Here is a 9249-nt window from a genome sequence, read left to right as displayed (position 1 = left end):
TAGCGCCTGCCGAATCTTTGCCGCCCGAAACATCGAAGGAAGCCAGGAACTCGGCGTTCGTCTTGCTGTCGCGCAGCTTTTTAATAAAGCTCTCCACAAAGTCGTAGGAGTCGTTCATACTTTTGCGGATCGCCCAAATGGTATCCAGCTCTTCCTTGCTCAGCAGCACTTCTTCGCGGCGCGTACCGGAACGGCGGATATCGATAGCCGGAAAAATGCGGCGCTCCGCAAGCTTCCGGTCGAGATGAAGCTCCATATTGCCCGTACCCTTGAACTCTTCATAAATAATGTCATCCATCCGTGAGCCGGTATCAATCAGCGCCGTCGCGAGAATGGTCAGACTTCCGCCTTCCTCGACATTCCGCGCCGAACCGAAGAACCGCTTAGGCCGGTGAAATGCCGCCGGATCGATCCCGCCGCTAAGCGTCCGGCCCGAAGGAGGCACAACGAGATTGTAGGCGCGCGCAAGGCGGGTAATACTGTCTAGCAGAATAACGACGTCCTTTTTGTGCTCGACAAGACGAAGCGCCCGCTGAAGCACCAGTTCCGCCACCTTGATATGATTTTCAGGAAGCTCGTCGAACGTCGAGGCGACCACTTCGCCTTTGACGGAACGCTGCATATCGGTTACTTCCTCGGGGCGTTCGTCAATCAGCAGCACAAACAGTTCGATCTCAGGGTTGTTCGTGGAGATGCTGTTGGCAATCTCTTTGAGCAGGAGCGTCTTGCCGGCTTTGGGAGGAGCGACGATCAATCCGCGCTGTCCTAGGCCGACAGGTGCGAGCAAATCCATGATGCGGGTGGACAATTGGGTAGGCGAGGCTTCAAGCGAAAGCTTATCCTGGGGATATAGCGGCGTAAGCGCCGGAAAATGAAGCCGTTCGGCCGCGCTGGCCGGATTTTCGCCATTGACGGCATTGACCTGCAACAGTCCGAAATAACGTTCATTCTCTTTGGGGGTCCGGCATTTGCCGGATACCAAATCTCCGGTGCGGAGATCGAATTTGCGGATTTGCGAAGCCGAAATATAAATATCCTCAGCGCTTGGCAAATAGTTGATCGGTCTAAGAAAACCGTAGCCCTCGGGCAATATTTCCAGAACGCCTTCCATAAACATCAGACCGCTCTGCTCCGCCTGTGCGCGCAGAATAGCAAAGATCAGTTCCCTCTTCTTCATCTGCCCATAATAGGGAATCTGATATTTCTTTGCCAACTTGTATAAGTCGGTCAGCTTCATTTCTTCCAAGTCGGAAATTTGAAGATCCATATAATAACCACCTATTCAATTTAGATAAGTTCGAAAAAAGTGTATCACTCAAAAATAGTGACAAAGCAATCCTGGCATTTCAGAAAAAATAGGTGACAGAATGCAAGAGGGTGGGTGAGCGGCAACAGGACGCGATGAACGCCGGTGGATAACCGCAGGGACATTATGCTGGCAACTAGCATATGTCTGAATTCAGAAGCGAGGAATTTGTTGCACAACATCATATGATAGCTGATTTGGCTACAATATTTGATTTCGCTTAACTAGTTGCAGTTGTATGACAAAAATCCTCATTAGGATAGCATTACCCAAAACGGAAGAAGATATGCAGGTTGTCAAAAATTTTATGAAAATCGGGGGATTCCTTAACGGATCGGCACGGCGGCCGCCAGCAACCATGATTGGTTATTGGCGGAACACCATGCGCTCCGCTTCAGGTATAAAAGCTCTCGAGGATTACTCTTTCTCCCGCCACACCTCAGCACCCAGTTCACGAAGGTTGGGTACGAGATTATCATAGCCGCGGTCGATATACTCGACGCCGGTCACTTCCGTAATGCCGTCTTCTACGGTCAATCCGGCGATAACCAGCGCAGCACCGGCCCTAAGATCCGCCGCTTTAACTTTGGCCGCATTCAGCCTGCTGCCTTCAATGATGGCAGATCTTCCTTCAACGCGTATCTTCGCCCCCATTCGCAGCAGCTCCGGGACATGCTTGAAGCGGTTGCTGTAGACGAAGTCGCTAAGCACGCTAACACCTTTCGCCTGCGTCAGCATACTGGTCATCGGCGATTGCAAATCGGTAGCAAACCCGGGGTAGACAAGCGCCTTAACATCAGCCGGCTCGTAAGCCATCTTGCCAATTACCCGGATGCTCTCATCCAGTTCCTCCACTTCAACACCCATTTCCAGCAGCTTGGCCGTCAGCGCTTCCAGATGCTTGGGAATAACGTTGTCTATCAGCACATCGCCGCGCGTCGCTGCCGCCGCGATCATGTAGGTTCCTGCCTGAATCCGGTCAGGAATAATGGAGTGACGGCAGCCGTGCATCTCGGTTACGCCTTCGATCCGGATGGTTTCGGTTCCGGCGCCCTTAATGACAGCGCCCATGGAATTAAGTAAAGTCGCTACATCTATAATCTCAGGCTCTTTAGCCGCATTTTCGATAATGGTAGAGCCTTTGGCCCGGGAAGCCGCCAGCATAATATTAATAGTCGCGCCAACGCTGGATACATCCAGATATATCTTTGCGCCGCGCAGCTCTTTAGCATATAAATGAATGGCGCCATGTTCGTTGGTTACGCTCGCGCCGAGCGCCTCGAATCCTTTGATATGCTGGTCGATAGGTCTTGGCTCGAAATTGCAGCCTCCGGGAAGTCCGATGGTCGCTTCTTTGAAGCGTCCAAGGAGCGCACCCATCATGTAATAAGACGCCCGAAGCTTCTTGACAGGCCCGTTAGGCATAGGAATGGAAACAACCTGTGAAGGATCAATTCGCATCTGACTGCCCGACCATGATACTTCAGCGCCAAGCTCTTGCAAGATTTCAGAATAGACGGCCACATCGCTAAGGGAGGGCAAATTATCCAGAATAACTTCCGATTCAGCCAAAATCGCCGCAGGAATGAGCGCAATCGCGCTGTTCTTTGCACCGCTGATTGTCACCATGCCTTGCAGCGGACGCCCACCGCCAATCATTAATTTTTCCATCGAATATCTGGTTCCCCCTAGATGTATTGCAGTTGCTGTTGGCAATACGAACTGCGGCATGTTGAATAATGACAGGAGGGCGCGGCGGAGCCGCCTGCATCACGGCCCCGCTGCCCGCCATACCGGATTAAACCGTAAGGGTATAAGGCATTAATTATCTGTATTTAAACGGAAAGACACCGGCTAAGCGGTGTACTCTCCACATGACGCTATTCAGTTCATTATAACCCAATCAAGCGAACTTGCCTAATATAAACGATTTACGCTTTATTGTTGGAACCGAATTCGCGGATTTTGCCGATAACGGTTTGTTTGATGGCTTCGCGGCCTGGTGCGATAAATGTACGAGGGTCATAGGCATCCGGTTTAGCAGCCAGCACTTCACGGACAACCTTGGCGAATGCGATTTGGTTCTCGGTGTTCACGTTGATCTTGGAAGTTCCCAGGGAGATTGATTTGTCAATGTCATGTTTCGGGATGCCTGTACCGCCATGGAGAACAAGCGGAATCTTAACCGCGTCACGAACTTCTTCCATTTCCTTGAATCCAAGGTTAGGTTCGCCGTGGTAAGGGCCGTGTACGGAACCAAGAGCCGGAGCCAGGGCATCCACGCCGGTTTCTTTTACGATAGCTACGCACTCTTCCAGTTTGGCATACATAATGCCGCCTACAACGTCGTCTTCCTGTCCGCCGACCGTACCGACTTCGGCTTCTACGGAAGCGCCTTTGGAATGAGCGTAATCAACGACTTTCTTGGTCATTTCAATATTTTCTTCAATCGGATGGTGGGAGCCGTCGATCATAACGGAAGTAAATCCGGCGTCGATGGCTTCTTTACACTTGTCAAAGCTCGAACCATGGTCAAGGTGAATAGTTACCGGAACGGTAATTTTCATATCTTGAATCAGACCCTCTACCATTTTAACAATGGTGTTGAATCCGCCCATATGACGAGCTGCGCCTTCGGATACACCCAGGATAACCGGGGATTTCTCTTCTTCAGCGGCACCCAGAATCGCTTGGGTCCATTCGAGGTTGTTGATGTTGTACTGACCAACCGCATATTTTCCTGCAAGAGCTTTGTTCAACATGTCTGTCATTGATACCAATGGCATAATTCATCCTCCTAAAGATAGTTTATCGCTATTTTAAATGAAGCCGACATCACATACAGGCCTATTATAGCACAACCTGTCTCAAATACTAAATAGGGTAGATAAAAAAATGTCCCGGCGGGACTAAATTCGTCCACGACTCCTTGATATTATGACTGCGTTTTCTTTTTATTCAATAGGCGCTCCCCCTAAAAAGGGACTCCGCTCACCGCAGAGTCCCCAATCTAGCTGCACTGGTCGATAGATCCGCTACGTAGATGCAGATTAACCGCCACCCGCATTTCATCAATATCGAAGGGCTTCGTGAAATGCATAAGCGCTCCCAGCTTCGTCGCTTCCTTGATCATGTCCAGTTCACCGTATGCGGTCATCATGATTACTTTAACCCCTGAATTGATCTCTTTGATATGTTTCAGAATTTCCAGTCCGTCCATTCCCGGGATTTTCATATCGAGAAGGACCAGGTCGGGGCAGTCGCTGCGTACAATGTCTAAAGCCGCTTTTCCGTTAGCTGCCTGTAAAGTCGTGTATCCTTCGCTATTAAAAACCTCCATAAGCAGGATTCGAATCCCATTTTGGTCATCGACAATTAATACTTTCTTTTTCTCCATTCGTAACCCTCCTTGAGTATAACGCAGATTCACCACACCGCTCCCGTCGGTCCTTCTCATAAATCCGTTACGATGAACTATAATTCGTGCTTGACCGCCAAAATCCTGCTAACTGGTAAAAATGCGTAATTGCGCTTCCTAAAAAAGTACAAATGAGGGTTGCCGAGCCCAAGCCAAAAATACCTGCAAAACGTATCTCGGACATCCGAAGCATGACTTAAAGTACACTCTGGTCCTTGTGGAGGGACTCCCGAATACTCCGTAAACGTAAAAAAGCCTCCCGAAAGGGAAGCTCTTTTATGTTCCGGAGGTCCGGATAAGAAAAATTAGACGGCTTCTTATAATTGCTCCGCATGGGTGAGCGAGGCTTTGACAAATTCACGGAACAGCGGCTGCGGACGGTTCGGACGGGAGGTGAACTCCGGATGGAACTGTACTGCCAGGAACCACGGATGCCCCGGGAGTTCCACGATTTCGACCAGACGCCCATCCGGGGAAGTCCCGGAAATCAGCAGGCCGGCTTTTTCGATTTGATCGCGGTAAGAATTGTTGAACTCGTACCGGTGACGGTGACGTTCATATACCAGTTCTTCCCCATAACAGGACATAGCCAGGGAGTTCGGCTGAAGCTTGCAGGGATAAAGGCCCAGGCGCATGGTACCCCCGAGATCCTCGATATCCTTCTGCTCCGGCAGCAGGTCGATGACCGGATGCGGTGTTGCTGAATCAATCTCCGAGCTGTTGGCTCCCGTGAGTCCCAGGATGGAACGGCCATATTCAATGACGGATACCTGCATTCCCAGACAGATGCCGAAGAACGGAACACCCTGCTCGCGGGCATAGCGAATCGCAGAAATTTTGCCTTCGATGCCCCGGTCGCCGAAGCCGCCCGGAACGAGGATTCCGCCAACGCCACGCAGCATATCGGCCACATTCTCGTCCGTCAATTCCTCAGCGTTCACCCAGCGGATGCTGACTTCGGAGTTGGCGTCAAATCCCGCATGGGAGAGGGACTCCACTACGCTGAGGTAAGCGTCATGCAGCGCCACGTATTTGCCGACAATCGCGATCTCCACATTGCGCTCCAGCTTGTTGATACGCGCAAGCATGGCTTCCCATTCGCGCATATCCGGCGCCGGTGTAGTCAGCTTCAGATGGTTGACGACAATCTCGTCAAGTCCTTCGTCGCGGAGATTAAGCGGAACCTCATACAGTGTCGAAGCGTCCCGGCATTCCACAACCGCATTTGCGTCGATGTCGCAGAACAGCGCAATCTTGGCCTTCATGTCCGCAGAAAGCTCATATTCCGTACGGCAGACAATCACATTCGGCTGAATCCCGATGCTGCGCAGCTCCTTGACGCTGTGCTGGGTCGGTTTCGTCTTCACTTCGCCAGCAGCCTTAATATAAGGAATGAGGGTTACGTGGATATACATTACATTTTCACGGCCGATATCGCTCTTGATCTGACGGATAGCTTCCAGGAAGGGCAAGCTTTCAATGTCGCCGACGGTGCCGCCGATCTCCGTAATGACGACGTCCGAACCGGTCTCACGGCCGGCGCGGAATACGCGCTCCTTGATTTCGTTCGTAATGTGGGGGATGACCTGAACGGTACCGCCCAAGTACTCGCCGCGTCTTTCTTTGCTGATCACCGAGGAGTAGACTTTACCTGTCGTCACATTGCTGTTCTTGGACAGGTTGATGTCGATGAACCGCTCATAGTGTCCAAGGTCGAGGTCGGTCTCCGCACCGTCACCCGTAACGAATACCTCGCCATGCTGATACGGACTCATCGTTCCCGGGTCCACATTAATGTACGGATCGAATTTTTGAATCGTCACCTTGAGACCCCTGTTTTTGAGCAGCCTGCCCAAAGAAGCGGCCGTAATTCCCTTGCCCAGGGAGGACACCACGCCACCCGTTACAAAAATATACTTTGTCACTGCATAACCCTCCTAAATAAAATCCGTGTGATTCAGGCGACGTATGATGTTATCGTAACCCGTTTTCAGATCGTCAAAACGAAGAAATTCAAAAGCCGCTAAAGTCCCGCCTAAAAAACTCCCGCCATCATTCGAATAGCTGAAAAAACGGCGTTGTTCCGGCATCAAAATGCCATCTAAAAAAACAAAAAAGTGACACCCGTAGAGCCGGGGCACTTTTTATTTTTGAAATATAGAATTACCTTTCACCATAAGCCCATCAAATAGTTTACTCTGTCGGCTTTATTGATGTCAAGGAAGAATTATTGAGATGGAAGTTCCTTAATATTTGTCGTCATCTTCCTCATCCACGCTGTCTTCGTCGGTCTCTTCCTCGGAGTCCTCCTCGTCCAAATCCTCGTCGTCCAGATCTTCATCATCCATAACGACCTCTTCATCGACTTCCTCGTCGCTGTCATCGTCGGAATACAAGTCGTCGCGGTCTTCGTCGATCACGTCGAATTCTTCTTCGTCGCCAGAGTAGGCATCTTCTTCCTCCGTAAAATCATCATCCTCCATATCGTCGTCGTCATCATTAATGATGCGCGGACGTTTGGAGTTGCCGATCGGATCGTCGGAGCGTTCCAGCGGATACCAGCGTTTCAGGCCCCACAGATTTGTTCCGACACAGGCAAAGCGCCCGTCAATGTTAATTTCGGTATATAACTGGGCGATTGTATCGTTGATTTCTTCATCGGACATTCCGCGCATCTTGGCCACCTCGGCCATCAGATCACGGTAATAGAACGGCGTATTGGCCGCCTTCAGAATTAGAAAAGCCAAGTCTACCATCGGCATTTCTTTGATTTTCTCAGGGTCGAGCTTCAAATTAAGTGGCGTACTCACTTCTCAGGGACACTTCCTCTCACGCATTGTTCACGCTATGGCTTCATTCGGGCGTTATATCATTAATATCCATTGACAAACCTAAGTAAAACCTATTTGGGAACAAAATGCAAGTCAATTCAAGCGCATACGGCGAACCCTGCTCCTTATAGAACGATATCGGCGTCTTTAAGAGATTTCTTGGGTATTTCCCGGCATCGCAAGAATGGCTTGTCCAACCGCACGGCGGGTATAGGCGGACATAAGAAGAAACGGCTGCGCCGCTCCTTATGAATCTTGCTGTTTTGAAAAAAGGCGGAGGAGGCTCCTCCGCACCTGACTGTATCCACGCCAAGTATGGCTCCGGCGGCGTTTGTTTCAAAGAGGGCTTTACCTCTTTCGATAGTTTATGTGTTCCGTACTCTTTTGACACGCTAGACGGCCTATTTCGGCAAAAAAGGGCAAGTTCCCATGCGGGCTCCTCCGCTCCTTCATAAAATATCGGAGCATGGCAACAGGAGGGGATAGCGAAAAATGGACTATTACGAATTTTGGCAAGCGGTGATAAAAGAAATAGCGGCCGCTCCCGCAAACGAAGAACGCCGCATCGTCACTTTTCACGATCCCCGTCAGTATGCCGGAGCGCTGTCGCAGTGGAAGTCTCTGAAGCCCCGGCGGCCCGGACTGCGTAAAGTCAAAGTTTCTCCGCTGATCCGGGCCTTTATTATGCCTGCCGCCAGCGCCGTGAAGCTGATGCATAAATACGCCGGAGCTCTCACTATTGAAGAAGATTTGCGCATACAAATCCATTCGTCTGCCGCATCCCCTACCTCGCGCAAGACTTCCCATTACCTGCCTTGGGGCGTAAAGGCGATCCGCGCTCCTCAAGCATGGTCAAAATCGACCGGCGTTCATATTAAAATCGGCGTCATCGATACCGGTGCAGACTTCCTTCATCCCGACCTTAAAGCTTCGCTCGCCTCCGGGGTGAATCTGCTGCACCGGGGCATTCTGCCGCTCGACGACAACGGGCACGGCACGCATATCGCCGGAACGCTCGCTGCGGCGGGCGGTACACGGGGCATGATGGGCGTGGCGCCCAGGTCCCTGATCTACCCCGTCAAGGCCTTCGACCATACGGGTTCGGCCTATGTATCCGACATTGTCCTCGGCATTGATTGGTGCGTCCAGAACCGGCTCGACCTCATTAATATGAGCTTCGGAATGAAGACCCGCAGCAAAGCGCTGCATGATGTTGTCGTCAAAGCATACCGCGCCGGCATCCCGATTATCGCCTCGTCAGGCAATGACGGCAAGCGGGGAGGGGATTACCCGGCCCGATACAGCGAAACCATCGCCGTCGGAGCTATCGATCACAAGCGCCGCGTCGCCTCTTTCAGCAACCGTGGCTCGTATATCGATGTATACGGGCCGGGAGAGAACGTGCCTTCCTGCTGGCCCAAGGAAGGCTACAGGGAAATGAGCGGCACCTCCATGGCGACCTCGCATGTGACGGGAGCCGCCGCCCTGCTGCTCGCTCTGCGCCCGGGTCTTACGCCCCGGCAGCTCAAGCTGCTGCTGCGCCGCACCTCATCTCCTCTGCGGCTGCGCAAGGGCCAGCGCCGGGCGGCGCTGGGCGGCGGCGCCGTGGACGCGATGCGCCTGCTGCGGGCACAGACGCGGGTCCGCCGGATAGCGGCGGGCGATGGCCCAGCCTCCACGGGATGAGACGCTTC

The 9249-nt window shown here is 51.9% G+C and carries 8 protein-coding genes; 1 reads left to right on the top strand and 7 read right to left on the bottom strand.

The features are described 5' to 3' along the window. The 7 genes from rho to rpoE all read right to left on the bottom strand — a co-directional run. Positions 1–1267 (bottom strand): transcription termination factor Rho (gene rho / locus L691_RS0114010; RefSeq protein WP_025691124.1); only part of this gene is annotated, 1267 nt, incomplete at its 3' end. Positions 1268–1723: 456 nt separating this feature from the next. After that, complete coding sequence (locus L691_RS0114005) at positions 1724–2977, bottom strand: UDP-N-acetylglucosamine 1-carboxyvinyltransferase (RefSeq protein WP_025691123.1); 1254 nt, start codon at positions 2975–2977, stop codon at positions 1724–1726. Between the two features lie 260 nt (positions 2978–3237). Then, a complete protein-coding gene (gene fba, locus L691_RS0114000) occupies positions 3238–4092 on the bottom strand; it encodes a class II fructose-1,6-bisphosphate aldolase (RefSeq protein ID WP_025691122.1) in 855 nt (284 codons plus the stop codon). A gap of 224 nt (positions 4093–4316) precedes the next feature. Continuing rightward, positions 4317–4703, bottom strand: coding sequence for a response regulator (locus L691_RS0113995; protein WP_025691121.1), 387 nt, complete (start codon positions 4701–4703; stop codon positions 4317–4319). 338 nt (positions 4704–5041) lie between these two features. Beyond that, the gene (locus L691_RS0113990) at positions 5042–6649 is read right to left on the bottom strand and encodes a CTP synthase (protein WP_025691120.1); all 1608 of its coding nucleotides are present in this window, start codon (positions 6647–6649) and stop codon (positions 5042–5044) included. Between the two features lie 12 nt (positions 6650–6661). Then, on the bottom strand, positions 6662–6814 hold the full coding sequence (locus tag L691_RS32035) for a hypothetical protein (RefSeq protein WP_156934237.1): 153 nt from the start codon (positions 6812–6814) through the stop codon (positions 6662–6664). A 156-nt stretch (positions 6815–6970) separates the two neighbouring features. Next, positions 6971–7534 carry a DNA-directed RNA polymerase subunit delta gene (rpoE, locus tag L691_RS0113980; RefSeq protein ID WP_025691119.1) on the bottom strand — a complete coding sequence of 188 codons (564 nt, stop codon included), beginning with the start codon at positions 7532–7534 and terminating at the stop codon, positions 6971–6973. Between the two features lie 513 nt (positions 7535–8047). On the opposite strand from rpoE, the gene L691_RS0113975 reads away from it, so the two are divergent. Then, positions 8048–9241, top strand: coding sequence for a S8 family peptidase (locus L691_RS0113975; protein ID WP_025691118.1), 1194 nt, complete (start codon positions 8048–8050; stop codon positions 9239–9241). Positions 9242–9249 lie beyond the last annotated feature (8 nt).

It is taken from the genome of Paenibacillus zanthoxyli JH29, from assembly GCF_000520715.1.
GTDB classification, from domain to species: Bacteria; Bacillota; Bacilli; order Paenibacillales; family Paenibacillaceae; genus Paenibacillus_AQ; species Paenibacillus_AQ zanthoxyli.
Note: the sequence above shows the minus strand (reverse complement) of the source record. Positions and strands in the feature narration are given on the sequence as shown.